Origin of the sequence: Moorena sp. SIO3E8 (genome assembly GCF_010692445.1) — a bacterium.
GTDB classification, from domain to species: Bacteria; Cyanobacteriota; Cyanobacteriia; order Cyanobacteriales; family Coleofasciculaceae; genus Moorena; species Moorena bouillonii.
In genome coordinates, this window is record NZ_JAAHHM010000065.1 from 1 (window position 1) to 24,630 (window position 24,630).

The window sequence follows — 24,630 nt, forward strand, 5'->3', positions numbered from 1 at the left end:
TAAAGCCAAGCACAAGCATCTACATTCCCGGGTGGACTGAATAGGCTTGAGCCGGATGAGTGCGAAAGTCTCAAGTCCGGTTCTTAGGGGAGGAGGAGATGGTAACATCTCCTACCTTACCCGACAAAGTAAGAGCCAGCCCGAAGATGTACACGCCCAAGGCTGGCTCTGGCTCCCCTTTCAAGGAGATACCTAAATTATGTCTTATAGTCCCAGCTTACACCCGTGGGTCATGATTCGCCTATTGCGAGGCAGGCCACCATTAGTTTTCGCTCGGTTCTGGAACCCTTCTGATGCTAGGAGGTATTCCCATACCCTGAAACAGCTCATGCCTGATGGGAAGTTTTTAATTTTTCTTGATAAAAGTCTGCCCATGGAGGAAGAAGACTCTGAATCTTAGGGGTTTCTGTTCACGGGAATCGGGAGTCGGGAATCGGGAATCGGGAATCGGGAGTCGGGAATCGGGAATCGGGAATCGGGGTAAGAAACTTGCATCAACCTCATAAGTATGATAAACCCCATCTCCCCATCTCCCCATCTCCCCATCTCCCTATCTCCCCATCTCCCCATCTCCCCACACTCTTGTGAATTCCCATTTTCCCAAAAGCCTTGCTAGCTTATAGGAGATAGGGCATGTTCTAAAACTGATAGCGGTTTTCATATTAATGAAGTACACAAACCGATGTTTGCCCTGCTCCCTGCTCCCTGCTCCCTGTTCCCAGATCCGCTGTTCCCAGATCCGCTGTTCCCTGCTCCCTCCAATAATTTGTCCCTCACCCAATTGAACACTGCTATATGAGACAACGAATTCAACAGCTCCAGGAAAATCTCGGTCGTGTGATTGTTGGTAAAGCAGATGCCATTCGTCTAGTGATTGTGGCCCTATTGGCTGGGGGTCATGCCTTGCTGGAAGATGTCCCTGGTGTGGGCAAGACACTCCTAGCAAAATCCCTAGCCCGTTCCATAGATGGCAAATTTCAACGTATTCAATGTACCCCTGACCTCTTACCTACCGATATCACCGGAACCAATATCTGGAATCAGCGCAGTGGTGAATTTGAATTTCTGCCAGGTCCAGTATTTACCCATGTCTTGCTAACTGATGAAATTAATCGAGCCACACCCCGGACCCAGTCAGCCTTATTGGAAGTAATGGAAGAGCAGCAGGTCACCGTAGATGGGCGATCGCGTCCCGTACCTCAGCCCTTTTTCGTGATTGCCACCCAAAATCCAGTGGAATATCAAGGTACCTTCCCCTTGCCAGAAGCCCAAATGGATCGATTCCTATTATCCTTATCCCTAGGTTATCCCACAGAACAAGAAGAACTCCAGATGTTGCAACGCCATCTAGAAGGAATGATGGTTTCCGAGCTCACCCCCTGTATCACCACCGATGAAGTATTAGAATTACGGAATCTTTGTCACCAGGTCAAAGTAGAACAGTCACTACAAGAGTATATGCTCAATTTAGTCAGAGCATCCCGTTCCGCCGAAGATGTCACCTTAGGAGTCAGTCCTCGCGGTACCATTGCTTTACAACGGGCAACCCAGGCACTAGCCTTTGTGGAAGGTCGAGATTATGCCATTCCAGATGATATCAAGTTCCTGGCACCTTATGTACTGTCCCATCGTCTCATTACGTCGGGGGGGCGTCGTGCTCAGCCCATTGTTGAGCAATTGTTGCGCTCTGTACCAATCCCTTAAAGAGTGTTGTGTGTGAGGTATGTCCAAATTTTTTAAGTCAAGAAACCCAAGGCGAAACCGTAGACGTTCACCTTGGGTTCTATTGTTATTGCTAATTTTTTGGAGTATTAGCATCGGATGGGGACTGGAGCGAGCCGTAGGATATACGATTGAGCCAGAAACAGTTAGCTCCAACCCCACCGAAGTAATCGCATCCATGGACCCAGTGTCCAAACGCTACAAATTAGGCAAAGACCTTTACCTAGAAAACTGTTCCGCTTGTCACATTGCTTTACCACCAGAAGTATTGCCTACCGAAACCTGGCGTCGGTTATTGTTAGAGCCAAACGAACATTATGGTACCCAACTACCAAGATTGCTTGGTCCAAGTTTATTGCTCACCTGGCAATACTTGCGAGATTTCTCCCGTCCCCATAACAAAGACGAAGAAGTCCCTTATCGTATGACCCAATCCCGTTATTTCAATGCCCTGCATCCCCGAGTCAAAATCCCTCGGCCCTTTGGGGTTAAAACCTGTGTGACTTGTCATCCCGGTGTCGCAAACTATGATTACCGCACCCTGACCCCAGAATGGCAAGATGCCCAGTAATCCGGTGATGGGGAGATAGGGAGATGGGGAGATAGGGAGATAGGGAGATAGGGAGATGGGGAGATGGGGAGGTGGGGAGATAGGGAGATGGGGAGGTGGGGAGATAGGTAGATAGGGATATTAGGGAATTATAGCACTTTCTAGTCTAATCAGATACACAAGATTTTTTCACTCTTCCCGATTCCCGATTCCCGATTCCCGACTCCCTGTTCCCTGTTCCCTGTTCCCTGTTCCCTGTTCCCTGTTCCCTGTGTTACAGCCTATAGCATTGTGTTACAATTACTACAAAACCAATTTAACAATTCCTTTAGTATTTAGTGCATAGCAGTTCTATAGGATTAGTAAACAGTCAGAGTTCTGATCCAGAACACAGAACACAAAACTCATCAAAATCTACTAATCTCGATCACCTTGGCTGGAAAGGTTGAGGTAACTGGTGAAAAGGATAACTGGTAAAAAGGAAGGTATTTAACCTATGAAATACACCTTTGAAATCTTAGGAGTATCTCCTGTCCTAGACTTTTTCAATCATCAACAGACGTTGAGTCAGAGAAAAGTCCCACCCCGGCTGAAATACTTAGGTACTTATCACTGTACCCTGGATGCTTTAATTGAATCAGCTGAAACCCTTCCCTCCCAGGCAGATTGGGGTATAGATCAAGCTGTAGACAGTGTGATTGAATTCTGGATGAATCACCCAGAAATCATCAGTTATTGGAAACAACGATTAAATGATGCTGGTAAGGATAATTTACTAGTGTCAAGGGTGGCAGATTTTGAATCATTAAAAGCTGAGTTTGAATCCTTGATCAGTAGTTCAAATAGGTAAGCTATCAGCTATCAGCTTAAGCGCTACGCGCACGCTACGCGAACAGCTATCAGCTATCAGCTATCAGCTATCAGCTAAAGGCCTTTGGCCACGCTACGCGAACAGCTTTTAAAAAAAAGAGGTAACTATTCGTTTAATCTATTTTACTTATGCTGATCTACTTTTATGTTGACTTTCAATTCTCATTAATCTCGAACTATTAAATTCTACCGTTTGCCCATTGCCCATTGCCCATAGGCGCACCCTACGCAGGGTTGATTTTAGCTGACCGCTGACCGCTGACCGCTGACCGCTGACCGCTGACCGCTGACCGCTGACCGCTGACCGCTGACCCCTAAATGCTTAACAGTTTTCCAGCTATTGCGGCTCAGATTCTGCTGATGAAGCACCTATCTTACTTTTTAAACTATCTTCTAAGTACTCTATCCTTTTGCGTTGATTCTCAATATTTCCTATTGTTTCATTATAATCCTGCTCTAATTCATTAATCCGTTTCCGTTGCCGAGCTAGTTTACGACTTTGGTTAATTAGAGTAGGTGTGGAGATTAATAAACCGGCTAAACAGCCCATAGAAAGAGTTAAAAGAATCACTAGAGATAAAGGTTCTTCTACAGTCCAAACCCCAAAGTTTACCGCCACAATTGCTTTATTTTGGAGGGCGAATAAAATAGCTGCTATAGCTAAGCCGATCACGAAGCCTGAAATCAAAAACAATAAGCGCATAGTCTCAACTCACTCCTTGGTAATCCCCTAGATCAGACTTGACTCAATTATTGTAAGCTAAAATCTAGATGGAAAAAATCACAGAGGAGTACACAAGCATTTAGCATTCAGCGGTCAGCGGTCAGCCGTCAGTTTAAAATAAACCTTGAACCGGAGCATTGAATAATGTTTACCTGTTTTCTTGATGCAGTCGCTCATGGGGGGGACCCCCAAGACCGCGCTGCATCGCTTATTCAAAAGCACCGATTGCGCTACGCGCACGCTGGGCAAACAGTAGCCTGCCCATAGCCCATAAGCTGATAGCTGACTGCTGACCGCTAACGGCACCTCAAGTAGCACCATCTGTAGGGCATAGGCTTACCTGATAGCTTACCGTTGCTGAGCCTTCTGTGTCTTTTTCCGACCGCCAGTTCTTAACTATTGGAGACATGAACAGATGTCTTTACTATTTATCCAACCCAAACCGATCAGGCAGAGCCAGTTACTCAATCGTCTAGTATTAGAGCGTCAGACCACCGAAGAAATTGGTCATGTCGATCAACTATTGTTGGACTATCAAGCTCATCGAGTTGTTGCCTTAAGGTGTAAGTCTGGATTACTTGGGACGAAAAAACGGTACTTTGCTTGGAGTCAAGTAGAGAGTATTGGCACCGATAGTATTCTCGTCAACACTAGCAAAAATCACAAAGCTCAACAGAAAACCGAGTCTTGGGATTCACTGATCGGACATGAGGTGTGGACAGATGCGGGTAACAAAATTGGTAAGCTAGTGGACTACTTACTCAAACCTAAAAGCGGTAGTGTCGTTAACTATCTCTTCTCCGACAGTGGCTGGCATGGGGTTATGGATGGTATGTATCTACTCCCACCCGTAGCAATTTCGAGTATTGGCAGCAAGCGGGTTATTGTACTGGAGACAGTTGCTCAAAATAGTAAACCGTATGGGGAAGGACTTAATAAAAAAATTGGTCAAGCTACAGACCTGATCAAGGAAGATTATCAAAAAACTGTGCAGGAATTTCAAGCTGTCAAACGAAAAGCTCAACATATACCAGAACAGTTGAAAGATAAAGCCCAATCAGTCACTGAACAGTTGAAGGATAAAGCCAATGCTACCACCGAACAGTTGAAAGATAAAGCTCAATCAGTGACTGAGCAGTTGAAAGACACAGCCAAAGCTACCACCGCACACTTACAGGATAAAGCCAAATCCGTTACGAAGCAGTTGAAAGACAAAACCTAACATAAGTCTAAGAATTTGTGATGAGGCGATAATTTTTACCTATGGCTGTTAATTGGGAATTGGGAATTGGGAATTTTCCAGTTTCCAGTTTCCATTAACTAAAACCAAATAGTGATAATAAGTAGTTAATAAAGCGTATTTAACTTAAGGTTGTATCATAGCTTAAAAATAGGTTGTACAAACTATATTAGTATTCGCATTTTATGAAAATTTGCAGTTAAATAAATCATTTTTTTTTAGTCATACTAACCACTAAGGAAGAAATGGTAAAGAGACTGTGACACGAGTACCTACACCTATTTTACTTGCCATAACTATCTCTCCTTGATGCTGTTCCACATAACTTTTTACAATTGATAATCCCAATCCAATTCCCCCTATGGAACCGATATTACTCCCGCGACTAAAGGAATTAAATAACTCACCTTGATCGTGCTTAGGAATGCCAATCCCTTCATCTTTAACTTCCAGTATTACTTGATTAGTTTCACATTTAGCGTTAAGTTCAACTTTGCCTCCTTGAGGAGAATATTTAATAGCATTAGAGAGGAGATTAGTTAGCATTTGCCGTAACAGCTTAGGATCTGATTTGAAGTCCTTATAGTCACCTTCATGGCTAAACAATATCTGGTGTTTATCTGTGGTTTTAGATTGGATTTCATCAACTAATTTATTACAAAATATAACTAAGTCTATAGGTGCTGCTTGGAAATCTAGTTGGTCAAATTCTGTCTTGTTAATAAATAGCACATCATCTACTAAACCAGTCAGGTGCTGAACCATGGATTGAATACGTCTACAATGTTTCACTTGCTGAGTCGGATTGATTTTATGACCGTACCGTTCCAGGATTGCTGCTGATGAAGAAATTGTAGTTAATGGAGTGCGGTACTCATGGGAAATGCTAGAGATAATCCGAGATTTAAAATTGCTCAATTCTTTCTCTTTAACCAGTGATTGACGTAGTTTAAGTTCCAAAACTTGGAGCTGAGCATTAGCTACTCTTAGTTCAACTGTGCGCTCCTCAACCCGACGTTCTAACTCATCATTCAGTTCCTTCTGAGCAATTTCTATTTCCTTGCGAGTGGTGATATCTCGCAGTGATGCCATATAGGCTTTTTTTCCTTCCCATTGAATCTCTACTAGCTGGATTTCGGCAATAACAATTTTTCCATAGGAGGAGCGAATATCTAGTTCTGTAGATTGGCCAACCACTAAGGAACTGCACCATAGTTCTCCTTGGAGTTTTTCCGCTTTACAGTTCATCAGGTATTCTGCTGCGGGATTAACAAATTGAATCACTCGATTGTGATCAATAATGACAACACCATCAGCATTTCTGGTAATCATGGTGCGAAATTGTTCTTCACTGGCTCGTAGGGCTTCAGTTTTTCGCTTCAGTGCTAACAGCAGTCGTTGCCTCTCAATGCCATAGCGCATCGCTCGTATCAATAGGTTCCGATCAAATTCTCCTTTAACTAAGTAATCTTGTGCTCCTTCTTGTAGCGCTTCTATGGCTAAATTCTCATCAGTCAGTCCACTCAGAATGATTATAGGCACTTCGGGAAACTGGGCATAAATTTCACAAAATGTCTCTAAGCCTTGCTGATCGGGTAAGAACAGGTCACAGAGTACGATATCAATATTTCCATACTTTAGGCATTCGAGACCTTGCTCTAAGGTCTCTACATGGGTGAGTGTTGCTGGAAAATGTTTGGCCTTTTTGAGTAATGCTTTAATCAGCTCAACATCCTGGATATCGTCCTCAATTAAGAGGATTCGGGTACAATCAGAATGGTCTGGTCTTTCTGTGGGGAGTTTATTCTGAAAATAAATGACTGAAGCAGGGACTGGTGAAGGGACAGGGAAATTCCTTTGATCAGCTGAAGGAGAAGTTATTGGTAGGTAAGTTGATGACATGGCAATACCGTTAACTAATCAAAAAACATCGGTTAGATTAGATTTAAATCTAATATGTTAATATTGACTTAAAAAAAAAACTGTTTCCACCGTGATTTCACTAGTCGTTATCTCAGTAATTATACGGATAATTTACTAAAAAATGGACATAAAATCCGTATAATCCTTGAGATTAAGGGGATGAAAATACTAAAAAGTATACCCATTTATGGTCTTCGATGGGTATTCGATGGGTAATTTAGCCTCGAATTATAAAATTAATCTTAAATATAGCAATATATAGCAATTCTACGACTTGTGAGGTACAAATATCTGGGTTTTAGGGAGCAGAGAGTAGGGAGCAGGGAGCAGGGAGCAGCGATGCAGCGCGGTCTTGGGGGTTTCCCCCATGAGCGACTGCATCAAGACGGGAGCAGGTAACACAGAAGAGGCAAGAGCCAATAGTCAAACAATTCTGTGTACCTCATGAGTCCTAGAAACGCTATAACTTTTATAAATGAGATGTAAACCTGTATGGTCTTTTTTTATTGTCCAATAAAACTGAGGATCTCTTTCCCCTTTTGCTTTTTGTATGCAAGCCTCTTGCCTTGCCTTAAGAGATTCTGTTTACAACTCAAAGAGAAATGCTATATGAGGAGCTGTAATCGTAAGTAGGTCGGTCTTAAACGTAAAAAAATTGTAGGGGCGGGTTTATCCGAAAGTCTTGCTACATAAGCGATTTAACCGTCAAAACCCGCCCGGCCTTAGTTGCGTTTATTTATGCACACCTACTTAGTAAGATTTCAAAAATTAGGTGTATCCTTGAAGGCATTAGGGATGATCAGATTAGGTTTGAGGCTAATGGTTTCTGAGCTATAGCGCTACGCACCGGGAATCGGGAATCGGGAATCGGGAATCGGGAATCGGGGGAAGAGTGTGGGGAGAGGGGAAAGGTAACAAGGGTAGTGATACACAAGTAGCGATATTAACAGCCGAAACCTTGATCAGACCTTAGGAAAACCACTACATTTTTACCACTACCTAAACATCTAATAATTTTTAATTTTTAATTTTTAATTTTTAATTTTTAATTAATTTTTAATTTTTAATTTTTAATTTCCCACAGCGGCACTAGCTAGTTTCTGGCGGCGGTAGCTTCACAACACTAAACCAGAAATTTTCTAGGGCTTCGATAATATTGTCAAATTCTTTTAAGCTAATTGGTTTTTTAAGATAACAGTTAGCTCCCAAGTCATAGCTTTTTACAATATCTTCCTGAGCATCTGAAGTGGTCAGCATCACAACGGGGATTTGCTTGAGGTTATCATCACCTTTGATATGCTGGAGAATCTCTTGTCCATTCATCCCAGGCAGGTTTAGGTCTAGCAAAATTAAGTCAGGTTGCTGGGAATCAGAATACTCCCCCTCTCTGTAGAGATAAGCGAGGGCTTGAGTACCATCCATAACCACATGGAGGTTAATCCCCAGTTTCGCTTTGTTGAGTGCTTTCCTGGTGAGTTCTATATCTCCAGGATCGTCTTCTATTAGCAGAATTTCAGGGAATTTACTGTACATATCATAGTTAATTGAAAGCGATGCAGCGCGGTCTTGGGAAGGCAGCGCGGTCTTGGGGGTCCCCCCCATGAGCGACTGCCGTGGTTTCCCCCATGAGCGACTGCATCAAGACATTGGGTTAGTTGAACTTGGCTATCATATCATTTATTATTGATTTTTTATCCACAAACCCATCAGCCATCTTTGGCTACCAACTCTGATGAATTGGCAAGGTGAAATAGAATCTTGAGCCAACACCAGACTCGGATTCGACCCAAATATTTCCACCGTGACACTGGACGATTTTCTGACAAATGGCTAAACCAATCCCGGTACCGGGATACTTGCTCCTACCATGTAGTCGTTGGAATATGGAAAAAATTCGTTCAGCATACTTGGTTGGAATACCAATACCATTATCTCGAACCCCTATTAACCATTTGGATTCCTGCAACTTAGCTTCAATGTGAATCTCAGGAGTTGCCTCGGAACGGAATTTGATGCCATTACTGATTAGATTCTGGAACAATTCCACCATGTGTTGGGGATTAGCTGAGATAGTTGGCAGTGGATCATGGGTGATGACAGCATGATTTTCTTTAATGGTAACACTCAAGTTTTCAAGAACCTGTTCAAGCACTTCAGCGATATCTGTGGGTTCAAAGGTCAGTTCAGACCGACCCAAACGGGAGTAGGCGAGCAGATCTTTAATCAGACTCTGCATGCGGAAAACACCATCAACAATGTAAGCCATGTATTTGTCTGCTTCGTGATCCAATTTCCCCTGGTACTCTTCCACCAGCAATTCTGTGAAACTCTTGACCTTCCGCAGGGGTTCTTGTAAATCGTGGGAAGCCACATAAGCAAACTGTTCCAGTTCTCGGTTAGAGTTCTGTAACTGCTCAATCCACCTTGAAAATTCTGTATTGGTTATGCGATCGCTAATCCCGCAGCTAAACCCCAAGACAAATTCTACTGAACCATCACTGGCCAACTCTGGCACCAGAAAGGATTGATAAAACTGTCGCCCATTCTCTTTGATCCACTGGAATTCAATGCTCTTTTCTTGACCTGTAGCAAACACCTTTTCCATGGCTCTATCCCATAAATGGATAAAGTCTTCTGGCATCTGCAGGTCACGATGGGTTTTGCCGATCAATTCTGACTGGGCGATCCCAATGGCCTTGGACAGGGACGGATTAGCATAGACATAACGAAATTCCCGGTCAAATACCCCTATACACTCGGGAGAATTGTCCACTAGGGACTGAAACAGGTATTCCCGAGAGCTTAGAGATGGTTTTGCTGGTATGCGATCGCTTTTTTGAAGGGTCATTCTTTTGGCAGACAAGTCGGACAAGGAACAATCAATCAAACCTTCCTTGTAGAGACGTTCCAGACAACATCCCTACAAACCAGAACGATGTGAACTACCCCAACCTACTTGGCCGTAGGCCACGCTACGGGAACGTAGAGGTTGGGGCTTCCAGCTTCACGGAAGAATGCCTTAACCTGGACGGGCGTCCACGTCTTGGTCTTACTTCTTCTCCACTGGCGTTGACCTCCCCCGTTCCAGAGGAGGATAGCATTCTGATACCTTCTGCTCTAATATTTTTTGCCGCATTACCATCTCTGTCGTGATGAGTTCCACAACTTGGACAAGTCCAAGCCCTTACATCAAGCGGCAACTCCTTGATTTGGTAATGACAATTAGAGCAGGTTTTAGAGCTGGGGAACCACCGGTTTATCTCAACCAATACCTTTCCTTCTTTTTCACACTTATAAGAAAGGAAATTGACAAAGGTTCCCCAACCTAGATCAGATATTGCTTTAGCTAGTTTATGGTTACAAACCATGCCCTTGACATTTAGGTTTTCGACTACCACTACTTGATTCTGAAAAACTATCTTTCTGGATAGCTTATGCAGATAGTCTTGGCGGACATTTCCAATCCGTTCGTATACCTTAGCTACAATTTTTCTGGCTTTATTTCGCCCATTGCTCCCCTTCTTCTTTCGGGCAGCAATATGCTGTTTTTTGGCTAATTTTCGTTCGTACTTAGCTAAATGCTTTGGGTTTCCAAATTTAGAGGTCTTTTCGCCATCGTAGGTAATAGCAAAATCCTTGATACCCAAATCAATCCCAATCACTTTCCCATCCGTGGAAGGCTTTACGCCATCTAATTCATACTCCATCAGCACCGAAGCGTAGTATTTGCCAGACGGAGTTTTACTGACTGTAACAGTCTTGATTTCTCCGTCTAATTCCCTGTGAATCTTAGCCTTGACAACGCCCAATTTCCCAGGGAATTTAAGACAATCACCTACTTGCTTGACGCGCTGTGGATACTGGATTGATTGACGGTGATGGTATGACTTAAATCTGGGATACTTAGCTCTACCCTCAAAAAAGTTTTGATACGCACGGCTAAGATTTAGACTCACAGCCTGTAACACCTGAGAATAACAATCTTTCAGCCATTCGGTTTCCTTGTCTGTTTTGAGTTTTGGCAACATAGAATTGAGGGCAGCACGAGACAATCCTTTGCCAGTTTCTTGGTAAGTTTCTATGCATTGATTCAGTGCATAGTTCCACCACCAGCGGGCGCAACCAAAGTGCTGAGCAAGTATCTGAACTTGTTCTTGAGTTGGATATATTCTGACCTTGACTGCCTGATGTCTCACTACTTTCACCTCATCTCTCGACCTTATGTACCATTATATATATTTTGTGGTACGTCCTCAACCCATCGCTAAATATTTTTGTTCGCGTAGCGTGGCCATAGGCCAGGGGTCTATCCATCCCCACCCTAAGAGGAATCGGGAATTTCGACCCCTCAAACTCCCCTATTTGTTAAATAAGCATGTTTCAAACTACTCGCCGACGCCTTGCTCTGTGGTATACTACGGTCACAGCAGTGTTACTGTTATTATTTGCAACTGGTGTCTATCTTTATGTCCGCCACACCCTGATTGAACGGGTTGATGACACCCTCAAACATGTCGTAGAAGTGGTAGAGCGATCACTGGTGATTCAACCTGTGGATCATGGCGAGATGCCCTACCAATTCAACATTGAAGCCAGTTTTCGAGACAATAGTGATCGGGTAGAAGATGACCACATTGACCTGGAGTGGTTTACTCCGAAGGGGGATTTGCTGTGGTCAACCTTCTCTGAGCCCTTAACTATTCCCTTAAAGACCAACACCACTAGGGCAACCGTTCATTTATCAGCAGAGCATCTCCTGCGACAGTTAACCCAACCGGTGCAAATCGAGGATTATATCTTGGGTTATTTACGGGTGAGCCACCCATGGTTTGAAGTCACCAAACCCAGCCACCAACTGATATTTGATCTGACTCTAGGTACAGTGGTGATGATTATCTCTACTGGTGCTATTGGTTGGTTACTATCTGGTATGGCTATGAAGCCAGTAAGAGAGTCCTACCAACGGCTTAAACAATTCACTGCTGATGCTTCCCACGAACTGAGAAACCCAATTGCTACGATTCAGACTAACGTGCAAGTTGCTCTGGGGGATCCCGATTTGGCATCTGAGTTGCAACGGCACCAACTCGAAGTGATAGAGCGATTAACCCAGCGCTTAGGAAAACTGGTCAATGACCTGCTGTTTTTGGCTCGTGCTGATAGCGGTATGGTAAAACCCCAGTGGCAATTAGTCCACCTAGATGCTTTGCTAATGGAAGTGATCGAGGAGCAACAACTGATTGCTACAGACAAAGGTATTTCCCTGTACTTGATTGAAATCCCCAATCCCGATCATGGACAGAGCACACAGCAGACAGAGCAGACAGAGGAAGAGATGGGGGCTGGTGAGGTATTTCTGCCACCCTGCCCTAGTAAGGAATTCCAAAATCCAACATTCGACGAAGATGCCTTTACCCTTGAGGGGGATTGGAATCAATTGGTACGTTTATTTACCAATCTAGTGAATAATGCTGTGCAATACATACCCGCCTCTACCAAAACTCCAGGGGAAGCATTTATTCAAGTGGAATTACAACAGTTAGAACCTCCCAGCAAACGTAGGCCAACAAACCTGCAATTCCTCACTGGTAGTCCCTCATGGGGGGGACTGCCAAGACCGCGCTACCTCCTTCAAGTTAAGGTAACTGATTCCGGTCAAGGCATCTGTGCATCAGCATTACCTCACATTTTTGATCGCTTTTATCGAGCTGATCCAGCTAGACCCTATGATACAGCAAAAGGAGCTGGGCTAGGTTTAGCGATCGCTAAAACAATAGTTGAGAATCACCACGGTCAAATCAAAGTTGAAAGCACTCTCAACCAAGGCACAACGTTTACGGTTACAATACCCGTTTTTAGAAAAAACAACACTGAAAGCCCTGTCGAAAGCGAGCACGTATGAAAGCAAAAATATTTTGTCTTATCATATGTCGCGGTTTCGGTCAGGGGGAGTTTCGCGCTATAGTTGAAAATAAGCTCAACTAGCTCCAAAACAGGACATAAAAGACATCACTTAATAGGTGAGGTGGTTATGGTTGCTTCTTATCACAGAGAGTACATGACTCCCGAAGCTTATCTAGACTGGGAGGAAAAGCAAGAACTCAACTATGAATACATCGACGGCGAAGTCTATGCTATGACTGGGGGAACTATTCCCCATGGAACCATTGCTCTGAATCTTGCGACTGCCTTAAAAAGCCATTTGGGGGGAGGTTCGTGTCGTCCTTTTATCTTTAGTGTAAAAGTGGGTGTATCGGAAAAAGGCCCCTTTCACTACCCCGATGTCATGGTAACCTGCGACCAACGAGACAGCAATGCCCTCAAAGTCATTTATCATCCCTGTCTGATTGCAGAAGTCCTCTCTCCCTCCACTGAAGCCTTTGATCGAGGTCGCAAATTTGCTAACTATCGCCGTATCAAAACCTTACAAGAATACCTTTTGATTGATACTCAACAGATCACTATCGAGTGCTTCCGGCGCAATCCACAAGGCAAATGGGAACTCAATCCCTACACAGAAGGAGAAGAAATTCACTTGACCAGCATTGATTTTAGTTGTCCCATCTCCTTAATTTATGAGAATGTTACAGTCTAGTTACTGTATAGTAGTGAGTGCTTAAGGGCTGAGTTTTTATATAAACGTACTACCAAAATTAAATAATTTGCTCCAATTGGATTAATTAGTACTAATTAGTACGTCCACCATCAGGATTTCCAGTAGTAGCAAATTCCGGGTAAATGATCTATTAGCAATCACTAATATCTAAGAATTAATATCTAATATCTAATATCTAAGACTATCATGCTATCATAGCTAATAGCTAATACCTAATTCTGTGAGAAAGGCATTGAATGTCTCTTGATCAGGCAAAGAAGGCTGAGCCCCAGCCTTAGTCACAGCAAGCGCCCCAGCTGCAGCTCCCCATACTACCGCTTGCCGCAAGGGTAACCCTTTGGCTATTGCCACAGCCATTGCACCATTAAACGCATCTCCAGCCGCCACAGTATCCACAGCCTCAACAGAAAAAGCGGGGACGAAGAACGATTCAGAACCAGTGGCACAGAAAACCCCCTGCTCCCCTAAGGTCACAATCACCGTATCCACACCTCGTTGCAACAGTACTTCTGATGCGTTCTTGGCTGACTCTATGGTATCGACAGGAAAATCCACTAGTACAGAGGCTTCCAACTGATTCGGTGTCATAATATCCACCATGCCATACAGTTCCTCTGGCAACTCCTGAGCTGGTGCTGGGTCAAGAATCACTGGACAACCCACTTTCTGAGCTGCCGCTGCTGCTAAGAGCACCACGGACATGGGAATCTCCAACTGTATCAATAAAACAGCGGCTCCTGGCAACAAATTACTGAGGCGTTCCACATCAGTTTCATTAACATGCCCATTAGCACCAGCCACGAAAATAATGGTATTCTCCCCAGCCTCATCCACCGAAATCACTGCAATCCCAGAACTCACCCCCTCCTCAACCAAAACACTATCAGTGTCAACACCGGTTACGCCTAGACTGTGGCCTAGCTGAGTTCCAAAATCATCACTACCAACGCGCCCCACCATTTTAGTGGGGATACCCAACCTTGCCACCGCCACAGCTTGATTTGCCCCTTTCCCACCAGGGGCAGTAAAAAATTCATGGCCTTGTAGTGTTTCACCTAGAACTGGTAACCGGGGAGTTTTGGCTACCAAATCCATATTGATACTGCCGAAAACAATAACTGGTTTCATCGTTAACAGAATTAAAAGTTAGCAAGTTGAAAGTTTAAAAGAGTTACAAGGCAAGGAAGCTTAAGTTGTTCGCGTAGCGTGGCCATAGGCCAAGGTTGAACCTTTTAACCTTAAACATTATAACCTGACAACCTTCAAAATTAATGGTGACAAAAACCAGAATTGGTTTCATATTTAGTTGAATAGAGTTACCTTTAACAGAGTTAGAATTTATTTAGTAAGTTTAAAGTTGAAGGTTCAAACGTTGGCCAATAGGCCACGCTACCCGAACAAGCTGCCAATCTGCCAACCTGCCAACCTGCCAACCTGCCAACCTGCCAACCTGCCAACCTGCCAACCTTGGCCAATAGGCCACGCTACCCGAACAACCTGCCAACCTGCCAACCTGCCAACCTGCCAACCTACCAACCTGCCAACCTGCCAACCTGCCAACCTGCCAACCTACCAACCTACCCTACACCGAATACGGGGCGAAGAACCTTCTAACCTTTGAACCTTCAACTAATGCATCTTGCATCTATAAAGCTGGGTTCAAACCAAGTAGCTTGAGCAACCGCTCAATGTCGAAATATTCATTCATCATCTGTTGCATACACTCCACCTTAATTGCTTCATGGAGATGTACTTGACCAAAAGACTTGTCAATAATCTCAACAGTAGTTAGGGTGTCTAAATCAACGGAAAGTACTGGAATTTCAAACTCTTCAGCACGTCTGAGAATAACCGATTGAGGCTGAACTTGACCGGTGAGGATTAAACAGTGGGTTGAGGTTTCTAGAGCAGCCATCTGAAGGTCTGGGCGATCCCCTCCCGTCACCACCGCCATATTAACGCCCTTGCGTAGATACTTCAGAGCAGCATTGACATTCATCGCCCCAATGGTCAAGGTTTCCACCATCAAATCCAAACGGTCAGGGCAGCATAGCACTTTAGCTTGCAACTGATCTACTAGTTCCCGAACACTAACACTGCGCAACAGATTATTTCTAGGCAGCATTCCCAATACTGGGATTTCTTGCCGTTCCAGAAACGGTTTCAATGTTGTTTTTACCCTTGATAGCTTGTCTTGGGGAATATCATTAATTAAAACTCCCAGTAAGCTTTCTCCCAGACGTTGCTTAGCAAATAACAACGCATCTGCTAGTAAAACTGAGTGAAAACGAGCCACCAATAAGACAGCAGCATCAATTGTCTGAGCAACTTTTGGTAATGATAAGTTAAACAGAGTTCCTGCACTCAAGGTTGCTGCTCCTTCCACCAAAACTACATCACTATTTAGTGGTTGGAGATAGTCTTGAAGAGACTGACGGTAATCGGTTGAGTCTTGTCCTCCCAAACGTTTTTCAATGGTTTCAGCATCCATAAACAGCAAAGGCGATCGCACCATGTTCTCTGGCAACTTAAGTATGTCAGTGATAAACTGGACATCTTCCTCTATGGTTGACCCTTGATTGCTACTCAAAAAGTTACCCAGTGGTTTACAGTAGGCAATCGTTATCCCTTTTGCTTGCAGTTGATCGGCAATTCCCAGGATCGTTGCTGACTTACCGCTGTAAGCTTCTGTTGACCCAATTAGTAAATACTTAGCGGATTTTGCCACCCCTTATTTACACTCCTATAACTAGAGAACTGGTTGTTTATTCATCAATGCGTAGCAGTTTGCGGTAGAATGCCTTGGAAAAATCCGTTATACGCAATCGCTTAAAGTTCATAATTACTTCGATTAAATAATTCACAAACTCAGAATTTTGCATAGTCAGTTCGTAACTGAGATCCGCGTTACCATCAAATTGTAATCGGCAACGAGTTAGTTCCGAAGGAAGATTAGATACAAACCAAGTAGCAACGAAGGGAATACTATCACCGCCTTCTATCTGGCGACGACCTTCCAAAGACCCTTGTTGGTAGAGGCTAATTGCTATAGGTAAAAGATTGCGTTTATTACCCTGGTAGTAGGGAACATAAATCCCGACAGCTCCTTTGTCGGCAGGCTTAAGTTTTTCGATCGACATGGCTGAATATCACTCAATTGCCGTTTATGGTATTGATATAACTATTCCTATGGAACAATATCCGTGATGGAAAACCCATCACGATCAGATGATCAGTCCAGGAAAATAAGTATTCTAATACATTACATTGAACTTTCCTATAGGTTAAGCTTATCCCCACAGTTTATAATAGGGGATGATGTGTTTATTCCTACAAGAAGTGTGGATAAAGGTTTATTGAGTCTCTAGTCTAGCCTCAACTGGGATTAGCCTTGCAACCTACTGGGTAAACCGATTTATACGTAGTAGAACGCTTACCAAACCAAGTGTAACGATTATCCCGAATCTGCTCGTAAACCTGATCGCCTAACGACTTCACCCCAGGCATTGCCCGATAAGCCGATACAAAGATATTCCCCAATGGCAATAGACGCCCAATCTCTTCAGCGGCATCACTTCCTTGCCATCGGCAATCATCAGAAGAAGCATCGATCAAAATCATACCCATCTCACACTCAAGAGGTGTTACCCGTAATTTGCCGCAAGCTTCTTTATCCTGCATGGGTATGTAATTAAATAGCTTGCCCTGATCCAGATTTTCTAATAGCTGTACCAGAGTCACACAAAGATTACAGTCGCCATCGTAAATAACGTGATATCCCATTGCTGCCTCTTTCCTAAATCCTAGTTTATCTGCCCCAAAATAGCTTATAACGCTATGTTTGACTACTACTGTAGTCCTAAAATTGCCGAAGCGTGCCCTATCAAGTTTCAATTGAATCGAACACCCACGCGGACCGGACCCGTGGCGAATTTAATTCGACGACTGTAAGCACACCGGGACGGAATTGCTCCATACCGCGCGCATAAAAGACAAAATTGAGGCTGATAACTTAATTGAACAGATTATTACAACTATAAACCTAACCTCCCTCACCTATACTCAGGAGGTCTGATGCAATGATAATACGATGGCGGCAATTATTGGTTAGAATAACAATTTGGCTAGCAGCTGAGATCATCCTCAACTTTCTGGGGCTGGACAATCTAGCTGACTACAGCGAGTTCATATACGAGCAGGAGGTTGCCCTATTAAGTCAATACACGGTTCCAGCCATTGAGAGGCTACCCCTTTCCTAGTAAACCTTGGTAGATATTTATAGCCAGTTCCTGTGAAGATGAAGTGATCAGGGGGTGATGGGTCGAGGGAGTGATAAGCTCTGAGGCATCTACATCATCTAATTTATATATCTAATTTATTGATTTTATTTTAATTTATATATTGAATCGGCTTGCGAAGCAGGCACGCAGAGGAGCAGGGGATAAGGTTAATCGGTATTTCGAGCTAACCTCTATGGCTTACAGGGCGAGATTTTACCCTTTCTTTCCCAGCAGCAGTGTCTTCGGCTACAGTTCTTTGAGCTATCTTGGATAAGAATTGTAAAAGAACACTTAGCTAGATGCAAAACGACAACAATTATTTCGGTCAACAAGGTTGACACATGAAACCCCGCATTATTATCTGTGGCTTGGGTCGCACTGGATACAAAATATTCCGCTTACTGAAGCAGCAGGGAGTAGCTGTTGTTGGAATCAGCAACAGAGTAATGCCTGGTGACGAAAACAATATTATTATTGGAGACTTGCGGGCTGTTTCTACCCTACTTGCCGCTGGACTCGAATATTCCCAAACCCTAGTTCTCGCCTGTAATGACGATGCTCTCAATCTGGCAATCCTGACTCAGGCACGAGTGATTAATCCCCGGATTCGGATCGTTAACCGATTGTTTAATAGCAGCTTGGGTACTCGTTTAGATCAGACCCTACCGGATCATGTCAGCATGAGTGTTTCTTCTCTAGCAGCACCGGTATTTGCCTTCGCAGCAATGGGGAATCGAGCCATTGGGCAACTCAAGCTACACAATCAAACCTGGCCGATACACGAAGAGATTATCACCGAAAGCCACCCTTGGATGGGAACACAGTTGAGTGACCTGTGGGATGAGCGTACGCGAATGTTGATCTACTACCTACCGATGGACTCGAACTTAGATCTAGTTTCCGCAGTAGCTCAGGGCAAACAGTTACAACCTGGCGATCGCTTAATTATTGGTACTCAGCCTCGGTTTCGTCCTAAACGCCAATCCTGGCTACAGAAACTGCTGAAAGTTTTCACAAACTTACAACAGTTTCAGCATCATGCTCAACCAATGTTAGTAGTGACCCTTTTCCTACTCCTGATAATTTTTACAGCCACATTGACTTATGTGTGTGTCAACTTAGAAACCTCTATTGTTGATGCTCTATATTTTTCTGTGGGTATGATTACGGGTGCTGGTGGTCAAGAAGAAGTAGCAGAAAAGTCCCCGGACACTATTAAGGTATTTACTGCTGTGATGATGTTAGTAGGGGCTGGTGTGATTGGGATTTGCTATGCTCTACTAAACGATTTTGTCTTAGGTACCCGACTCAAACAGTTTTGGGATGCTGCGAGAGTTCCCTACAAAAATCACTATGTTGTATGTGGACTGGGAAATGTAGGAGTCCAAATCCTCTACCAACTTCATGCCCAAGGCCATGAATTGGTGGTGATTGAAAGTAACCCCAACAATCGTTTCCTGAACATTGTTCGTTCTCTTGGTATTGCAGTCATTCACGGAGATGCCAGTTTACCTGCTACACTCACCGCAGCACACATCCAACGAGCAGAAGCCCTTTTAGCAGTTACTAGTGATGATACAGCCAATTTAGAAATTGCTCTTAGTGCCAAAAGTCTAGCTTCAAAATTGTCAGTGGTTGTCCGCAATCAAGACCCGCACTTTTCCCACATGGTACAGCAAGTGTTTGAATTTGAAGCAGTATTGTCTCCCACAGAATTAGCCACCCCTTCCTTTGCAGCTGCCGCATTAGGTGGACAAGTGTTAGGCAATGGTATGATTGGTGATACGCTTTGGGTTGCCTTAGCCACTAAAATTACCATCGAACATCCGTTCTGTGGACGCCGTGTTAAAGATGCTGCCAGGTCCGCTGACTTTGTACCACTGTATCTAGAAACTAAGTATCAAACGATTCATGGCTGGGATTTATTGGAAATTAACCTAGCCGCTGGTGATCTTTTGTATCTAACTATGCCAGCAGTTGGTTTAGAGCAATTGTGGCGCACAACACCGCCTCAAATGATGGTTAGGTAAGTTAAAAATGGAACCCATGGCATCTAATCGAATCTAATCTGCAAATCATGAACCATGAAGGATGAATGATACAACCCTAGCTATTCTCTAAGGTTCATCATTCATCACTCATTATCCATCATTACTCGTGCAGGATTAGTGCAGTTAGAAAATACCGACTAGAACAATGGAAGTCATTAAGAAACCAGCCAATATCAGAACCATACCAGGTAGGTTCAACCAATGTTTAACTTCCTGTGATCCTTGAGACCATTCTTCTTGCTGCAGTTGCATCTGCCGAATCACATCGGAAATTGCTTCAGCATCCTTGACATGGTGTAGTGCCTTGGTGTCACCATCAGGGTATTTCACTACGAAGTAAGTGGGAACTTTGATGTGATCCCCTGTAATATCAATCGTATCGACAGCAACCTGCTTCGCTTTTTCCTCAATAGTTTGGGGTTCAGTGGCAATTCTATCCCCTGGGTTAGCTGTTAACTTAACTCCCATTCCCATTGGTGATGCGTAGCTGACCATAGAAACCTCCAGATAGGTCAAAGTCTTTTATCTGGATTTTATTTTACGTAACTTGGAAAACAATTATTCAGCTTAAGCGCGATATTTTATTTATATTATCAATACTTTAGATTTTTTAGTAATTTAGTTAAGATTGCAGCGGTTTCCTGTAATCAAATGTAATCTAACAAATGTAATCTAGCAATTTTTTCTTGAAAATCGCCCTGACTCCGATAGCTCCAGCAATCCTGATTAAAAGCTGTTACTGTTTACGAATCGAATCGGATTGTTATAGATTAATGATTAATTTTTTGTTAATTTCCTTAACCCTTAAATTCACCTAGCTTATAGCGCAAAAAGGAACTTACTGCTCTAAGTCACTAGTTGTGTATAAATTTTATGGGTTGTGTTAAAAACTATAAACTATAAATAGTAATAGATAACTATGTTAAAAAAATGTAAATAAATGATTATTTTTGCTATCGGATGTTAAATTAAGGCGGCAACGATATCGCAATCCAATAAGAGAGCATCTATGGAACTTATTCAACTGTTAACTGAAAGCCTGGGAGTGCAAGAAAATCAAGCCCAAGGCGGAGCTGGACTTATTTTCCAACTGGCAAAGGACAAGCTGGGAGATGAGAGTTTTGCCCAAGTAGCGCAATATATTCCAGGGATAAATGATTTGCTCCAAGCAGCACCAAAAAGTGGTGGCATGATGGGAGCCTTGGGAGGATTAGCAGCATCAATGGGTGGTGAGGTTGGACAATTAGGCACTCTAGCTAGCCTCGTAGGAGGTTTTTCTCAACTAAAAATGGATAGTGGTATGATTTCCAAATTTCTACCGATTGTCCTGTCTTTCGTTCAAAACCAAGGTGGGGACGAGATCAAAAACCTTTTGGCAAAAGTGTTGAGCTAGAGTGATTGATTGGATGGCTGAAATGTGATGGTAATCAGGGATCAACCCAAGACTTGGGTATGTTTTCCCAAAGTAGGGGCATCAAGGAGATCAGGGGGAAGATTTTAGGTGGTGACTTAATTTCATTCTTGATGCTTCATCCTTGATGCTTCATCCAGACAAGACACTGGTTCAGCTGATCTTGCATAGTCTGAAGATCAGTATGATACCGGCGTCCATGTCCTGGTAATACCCACTCGAAGGAGTAGTTGGTTAACGTCTCCATTGACTTGATTAATTCCTCCCAGGAGTACCAGCAGTGGCGACGAAAGGCAATCAGTTGCTGAAGTTGATCAGACCAAGCAAGATGGTCACCGGTGAAGAGAAATTTGTTGTTGTACAGTAGAACAGTGTGACCTTTGGTGTGACCAGGAACTGGGATAATCAACAGGTCTTTGTCTAAGGGATAAGGCTCAGAACCAGTGAGCTGAATTTCCACATCACGGGTATCAGTGGTAATGTCATCTCTATGCAAAATGCGTTCGCACTGGAAATGCTGTCTGTATTTGTGATGATCTGCCACATCATCGCGATGGGTCAGGTAAATGTAACGAATCCCACCCATTGCCTCTAGACGTTTGACCAGTGGTGGTGTAAAGCGGGGAGAATCGATTAAAATATTGCCTTGGGGGCGTTTGATCAGGTAGCTAGCCGCACCGTAGGAGTTTTCTGAATGGTAGCCGCAATGGTAGACTTTGTCTGCCACTGGTATCGGGAAACTCTGCTGAGCGTCTTTAATCTCTATAGGTTTCTCAACAGTACCAATAGAAGAGGTAGGACAAGATAATAGGGCTTGAAGAGCTCTCAATCGTTCTGTATCATTAGCAGGTTGATGATAAACCGCAGACTGCTGATCAGCACGATGAAACACTTCCGCAGTCATCCAACGGCAGGCATCACAATCAATACAGCTGCTATCCACGTAAAAGTCACCAGTGATATTTTGAGCGCGGCGTTGGTTGAGATTAGCCATAACTGTCTAGGTCATAGGGATTGCGCTTGGTACCAGGGGATATAGCTATTTCAATTGTAGCCAAAACGGGATTAACCAAAGCGCATTTTTAACCCAACTATGATTTTTAACCCAACTATGTAGGACAATAAGGCAATACCCGAACCTCTTAGCATCTCGTGACTAAATTTCTGTTTGTAACTGACCTTGACAATACTCTAGTAGGGGATGATGAGGCTCTGCTTAAACTGAACCCTCTGCTAAGTCAGCATCGCCAAGAACATGGTACAAGAATCGTTTATGCTACAGGGCGATCCCATAGTTCCTACCACCAGCTGAAAGCCGAGAAGCCACTTATTGATCCAGATGCTCTGATCACCTCTGTGGGTACAGAAATTTATGATAATGATGGCCAAGATACGCCCAATCCAGACTGGTGGTCCAAGTTATCTGAAGGCTGGGATCGGGACATGATTGTGGAAACGGCTGCCCAGTATCCTGACTTAATTCCCCAAGTAGAATCAGAACAACGTCCCTTTAAAGTCAGCTATCACCTGACCGAAGAAGCAGCTTTGAGGGTGCTACCTCAACTGGACTCTCAGCTTCAAGGAAGGGGTGTTAATTTCAAGTTGATCTATAGTGGTGGGAAAGACTTAGACATTCTACCCAGCAATAGCGATAAAGGTCTAGCAGTAGAGTTTTTACGACAACAGTGGGGAATTGAGTCCGAACGGACAGTGGTTTGTGGCGATTCAGGAAATGACATTGCCTTATTTAGCGTTGGCTTTTCCCGAGGAATTATAGTGGGTAACGCCCGACCAGAACTTCGCCAGTGGTACGAAAACAACTCAGCCGATTACCATTACCTGGCTAAAGCTAACTGTGCAGGTGGTATAATCGAAGGTTTGAATTATTTTAGCTTTTTGTGTCAGTAATGGTCGCCAATAATTAAGAAGTAGTTACAAGTTGCTGGTTGTTAGAGTTACAAGTTGCAGGTTGGTAGGTTGCAGGTTAATCGAGTTACAAGTTGCAGGTTAATCGAGTTAACAACTTGCAGGTTGGTAGGTTGCAGATTAATCAAGTTACAAGTTGCAGGTTGGTAAGTTGCAGGTTATGCTCTCAACTATCCTTCACTATTTTCGTGGTGGAGTAAAACCTTAAACCAACCTTGGCCAATAGGCCACGCGATCGCGTTCAACCAAATAACCTCCCCTACTTCGGACGCCAAAGGCGAACAACCAAATCACCTTAAACCTTAAACCTTGGCCAATAGGCCACGCGATCGCTCGATTGCGGGACTTCAACCAACCTTCAACCTTCAACCAACCTTCAACCAACCTTCAACCAACCTTCAACCAACCTTCAACCAACCTTCAACCAACCTTCAACCTTCAACCAACCTTCAACCTTCAACCAACCTTCAACCTTCAACCAACCTTCAACCTTCAACTAACCTTCAACCTTCAACTAATGATCAGCTATCTCAAGGGGACAGTAGCTAGCATTCAAAAAAGCACTGGTAATCGCGTCACTCTGATTCTAGATGTCAACTACATTGGGTATGAAATACAAATCACTCGCCGTTTGTCCCAGGAGTTGCCCGTAGCTTTATCGGAAAAAACCGTGCAAATCTTCACCCATTTGCAAATCCGGGAGGAGCAACAGGTGCTATACGGTTTTGCTTCAGCCGCTGAGCGGGATTTGTTTCGTCAGTTAGTTAGTGTCAACGGTATTGGTGCTCAATTAGCGATCGCACTACTGGACACCTTGGGACTGCCTAATTTAGTCCAAGCGATTGTCACAGGTAATATTCGTGCCTTATCCAAAACCCCTGGTGTGGGTAGCAAAACCGCTGAACGCATTGCTCTAGAACTGAAAACGAAGTTGGCTCAATGGCATAAGGTATCGGAAGTAGAGTCCCCACTATCTGCTAATAGACTCTCACCAGGAATTCAGGAAGATGTGGAGATGACCCTGTTAGCTTTGGGATATGAAAATGATGAAATCGCTCAAGCACTCCATGCTATTAGTGAGGATGCTCAGGTAGCTAAAAGTAAGAATGCGGAAGATTGGATTCGAGAAGCGATCGCTTGGTTGAGTCGCTGATCATGTTCCTGATCCCACTGATAAATATAGCGATTCTAAATATAGCGGTTCCATGAGTAACCTACATCAGGATCAGCGCTACTACCGGGAGAGTGGCAATAGGGGGAGGAGGTTGAAGAAATTTGGGTCTACCTCATCCAACAACAGAACCGCTATAATCTGAC

27 protein-coding genes are annotated in these 24,630 nt (G+C 43.7%); 13 read left to right on the forward strand and 14 right to left on the reverse strand.

Translation table 11 applies throughout. The annotated features are described in order from the left end of the window. Positions 1 to 346: 346 nt before the first annotated feature. On the reverse strand, positions 347 to 538 hold the full coding sequence (locus F6K46_RS23590) for a hypothetical protein (RefSeq protein WP_293068478.1): 192 nt from the start codon (positions 536 to 538) through the stop codon (positions 347 to 349). Between the two features lie 257 nt (positions 539 to 795). Between F6K46_RS23590 and F6K46_RS23595 the strand changes: the two genes are divergently transcribed. The 3 genes from F6K46_RS23595 (at position 796) to F6K46_RS23605 (ending at position 3,122) form a co-directional block, all read left to right on the forward strand. Continuing rightward, entirely contained in the window at positions 796 to 1,704 is a 909-nt protein-coding gene (locus F6K46_RS23595) for a MoxR family ATPase (RefSeq protein WP_293068475.1), read from the forward strand. Positions 1,705 to 1,786: 82 nt separating this feature from the next. Next, positions 1,787 to 2,293 carry a cytochrome C gene (locus tag F6K46_RS23600; RefSeq protein ID WP_293117406.1) on the forward strand — a complete coding sequence of 169 codons (507 nt, stop codon included), beginning with the start codon at positions 1,787 to 1,789 and terminating at the stop codon, positions 2,291 to 2,293. A 475-nt stretch (positions 2,294 to 2,768) separates the two neighbouring features. Next, complete coding sequence (locus tag F6K46_RS23605) at positions 2,769 to 3,122, forward strand: hypothetical protein (protein ID WP_075899705.1); 354 nt, start codon at positions 2,769 to 2,771, stop codon at positions 3,120 to 3,122. A 357-nt stretch (positions 3,123 to 3,479) separates the two neighbouring features. Here F6K46_RS23605 and F6K46_RS23610 read toward each other — a convergent pair whose 3' ends face one another. Beyond that, positions 3,480 to 3,845 (reverse strand): lipopolysaccharide assembly LapA domain-containing protein, encoded by a 366-nt coding sequence (locus F6K46_RS23610; protein ID WP_070393068.1) that lies wholly within the window; start codon positions 3,843 to 3,845, stop codon positions 3,480 to 3,482. 165 nt (positions 3,846 to 4,010) lie between these two features. Here F6K46_RS23610 and F6K46_RS23615 point away from each other — a divergent pair, with 165 nt between their 5' ends. Together F6K46_RS23615 and F6K46_RS23620 are read left to right on the forward strand one after the other, a co-directional pair. Beyond that, positions 4,011 to 4,133 (forward strand): hypothetical protein, encoded by a 123-nt coding sequence (locus F6K46_RS23615; RefSeq protein ID WP_293060809.1) that lies wholly within the window; start codon positions 4,011 to 4,013, stop codon positions 4,131 to 4,133. A 148-nt stretch (positions 4,134 to 4,281) separates the two neighbouring features. Then, on the forward strand, positions 4,282 to 5,088 hold the full coding sequence (locus F6K46_RS23620; protein ID WP_293060807.1) for a PRC-barrel domain-containing protein: 807 nt from the start codon (positions 4,282 to 4,284) through the stop codon (positions 5,086 to 5,088). A gap of 252 nt (positions 5,089 to 5,340) precedes the next feature. Here the strand turns inward: F6K46_RS23620 and F6K46_RS23625 are convergent, their stop codons facing one another. The 5 genes from F6K46_RS23625 to F6K46_RS23645 all read right to left on the reverse strand — a co-directional run bounded on the left by F6K46_RS23625 (position 5,341) and on the right by F6K46_RS23645 (position 11,225). Next, positions 5,341 to 7,008: an ATP-binding protein gene (locus F6K46_RS23625; RefSeq protein ID WP_293060805.1), complete on the reverse strand. Its 1,668-nt coding sequence runs from the start codon at positions 7,006 to 7,008 to the stop codon at positions 5,341 to 5,343. Between the two features lie 820 nt (positions 7,009 to 7,828). Beyond that, on the reverse strand, positions 7,829 to 7,963 hold the full coding sequence (locus F6K46_RS23630; RefSeq protein WP_293060803.1) for a hypothetical protein: 135 nt from the start codon (positions 7,961 to 7,963) through the stop codon (positions 7,829 to 7,831). A gap of 155 nt (positions 7,964 to 8,118) precedes the next feature. Further along, positions 8,119 to 8,562 carry a response regulator gene (locus F6K46_RS23635; protein ID WP_293060801.1) on the reverse strand — a complete coding sequence of 148 codons (444 nt, stop codon included), beginning with the start codon at positions 8,560 to 8,562 and terminating at the stop codon, positions 8,119 to 8,121. Between the two features lie 187 nt (positions 8,563 to 8,749). After that, positions 8,750 to 9,877: an ATP-binding protein gene (locus F6K46_RS23640; protein ID WP_293060799.1), complete on the reverse strand. Its 1,128-nt coding sequence runs from the start codon at positions 9,875 to 9,877 to the stop codon at positions 8,750 to 8,752. A gap of 124 nt (positions 9,878 to 10,001) precedes the next feature. Continuing rightward, the gene (locus tag F6K46_RS23645) at positions 10,002 to 11,225 is read right to left on the reverse strand and encodes an RNA-guided endonuclease TnpB family protein (RefSeq protein WP_293060797.1); all 1,224 of its coding nucleotides are present in this window, start codon (positions 11,223 to 11,225) and stop codon (positions 10,002 to 10,004) included. A 179-nt stretch (positions 11,226 to 11,404) separates the two neighbouring features. Between F6K46_RS23645 and F6K46_RS23650 the strand changes: the two genes are divergently transcribed. Beyond that, a complete protein-coding gene (locus F6K46_RS23650) occupies positions 11,405 to 12,931 on the forward strand; it encodes a HAMP domain-containing sensor histidine kinase (protein ID WP_293060795.1) in 1,527 nt (508 codons plus the stop codon). A gap of 129 nt (positions 12,932 to 13,060) precedes the next feature. Next, complete coding sequence (locus F6K46_RS23655; protein WP_293060793.1) at positions 13,061 to 13,624, forward strand: Uma2 family endonuclease; 564 nt, start codon at positions 13,061 to 13,063, stop codon at positions 13,622 to 13,624. A 219-nt stretch (positions 13,625 to 13,843) separates the two neighbouring features. Here F6K46_RS23655 and rbsK read toward each other — a convergent pair whose 3' ends face one another. Then, positions 13,844 to 14,773, reverse strand: a complete 930-nt coding sequence (gene rbsK, locus F6K46_RS23660; protein WP_293060791.1) for a ribokinase — start codon at positions 14,771 to 14,773, stop codon at positions 13,844 to 13,846. Positions 14,774 to 14,996: 223 nt separating this feature from the next. After that, positions 14,997 to 15,197 carry a hypothetical protein gene (locus F6K46_RS23665; protein WP_293060817.1) on the reverse strand — a complete coding sequence of 67 codons (201 nt, stop codon included), beginning with the start codon at positions 15,195 to 15,197 and terminating at the stop codon, positions 14,997 to 14,999. Here F6K46_RS23665 and F6K46_RS23670 point away from each other — a divergent pair. Continuing rightward, positions 15,159 to 15,266, forward strand: coding sequence for a PT domain-containing protein (locus F6K46_RS23670; RefSeq protein WP_293060815.1), 108 nt, complete (start codon positions 15,159 to 15,161; stop codon positions 15,264 to 15,266). The genes F6K46_RS23665 and F6K46_RS23670 overlap by 39 nt on opposite strands. A gap of 24 nt (positions 15,267 to 15,290) precedes the next feature. Here the strand turns inward: F6K46_RS23670 and F6K46_RS23675 are convergent, their stop codons facing one another. The 3 genes from F6K46_RS23675 to F6K46_RS23685 form a co-directional block, all read right to left on the reverse strand. Then, complete coding sequence (locus F6K46_RS23675; protein WP_293060789.1) at positions 15,291 to 16,373, reverse strand: phosphotransacetylase family protein; 1,083 nt, start codon at positions 16,371 to 16,373, stop codon at positions 15,291 to 15,293. A 37-nt stretch (positions 16,374 to 16,410) separates the two neighbouring features. Continuing rightward, positions 16,411 to 16,785, reverse strand: coding sequence for a type IV pilus biogenesis protein EbsA (gene ebsA / locus F6K46_RS23680; RefSeq protein WP_070393077.1), 375 nt, complete (start codon positions 16,783 to 16,785; stop codon positions 16,411 to 16,413). Between the two features lie 235 nt (positions 16,786 to 17,020). Further along, a complete protein-coding gene (locus F6K46_RS23685) occupies positions 17,021 to 17,428 on the reverse strand; it encodes a DCC1-like thiol-disulfide oxidoreductase family protein (RefSeq protein ID WP_075899731.1) in 408 nt (135 codons plus the stop codon). Positions 17,429 to 18,266: 838 nt separating this feature from the next. On the opposite strand from F6K46_RS23685, the gene F6K46_RS23690 reads away from it, so the two are divergent. Then, positions 18,267 to 19,955: an NAD-binding protein gene (locus F6K46_RS23690; RefSeq protein WP_293060787.1), complete on the forward strand. Its 1,689-nt coding sequence runs from the start codon at positions 18,267 to 18,269 to the stop codon at positions 19,953 to 19,955. Between the two features lie 144 nt (positions 19,956 to 20,099). Here F6K46_RS23690 and F6K46_RS23695 read toward each other — a convergent pair whose 3' ends face one another. Next, on the reverse strand, positions 20,100 to 20,492 hold the full coding sequence (locus tag F6K46_RS23695) for a hypothetical protein (protein ID WP_366510739.1): 393 nt from the start codon (positions 20,490 to 20,492) through the stop codon (positions 20,100 to 20,102). A 466-nt stretch (positions 20,493 to 20,958) separates the two neighbouring features. On the opposite strand from F6K46_RS23695, the gene F6K46_RS23700 reads away from it, so the two are divergent. After that, positions 20,959 to 21,369, forward strand: coding sequence for a DUF2780 domain-containing protein (locus F6K46_RS23700; protein WP_293060813.1), 411 nt, complete (start codon positions 20,959 to 20,961; stop codon positions 21,367 to 21,369). Between the two features lie 136 nt (positions 21,370 to 21,505). Here F6K46_RS23700 and F6K46_RS23705 read toward each other — a convergent pair whose 3' ends face one another. Beyond that, positions 21,506 to 22,381: an MBL fold metallo-hydrolase gene (locus tag F6K46_RS23705; RefSeq protein ID WP_293060785.1), complete on the reverse strand. Its 876-nt coding sequence runs from the start codon at positions 22,379 to 22,381 to the stop codon at positions 21,506 to 21,508. Between the two features lie 158 nt (positions 22,382 to 22,539). On the opposite strand from F6K46_RS23705, the gene F6K46_RS23710 reads away from it, so the two are divergent. The 3 genes from F6K46_RS23710 (at position 22,540) to ruvA (ending at position 24,466) form a co-directional block, all read left to right on the forward strand. Beyond that, positions 22,540 to 23,295, forward strand: a complete 756-nt coding sequence (locus tag F6K46_RS23710; RefSeq protein ID WP_293060783.1) for a sucrose-phosphate phosphatase — start codon at positions 22,540 to 22,542, stop codon at positions 23,293 to 23,295. Between the two features lie 327 nt (positions 23,296 to 23,622). After that, positions 23,623 to 23,862: a hypothetical protein gene (locus tag F6K46_RS23715; RefSeq protein ID WP_293060781.1), complete on the forward strand. Its 240-nt coding sequence runs from the start codon at positions 23,623 to 23,625 to the stop codon at positions 23,860 to 23,862. Continuing rightward, positions 23,831 to 24,466, forward strand: a complete 636-nt coding sequence (gene ruvA, locus F6K46_RS23720; protein WP_293060779.1) for a Holliday junction branch migration protein RuvA — start codon at positions 23,831 to 23,833, stop codon at positions 24,464 to 24,466. Before F6K46_RS23715 ends, ruvA begins: the two co-directional genes overlap by 32 nt. Positions 24,467 to 24,630: the final 164 nt, after the last annotated feature.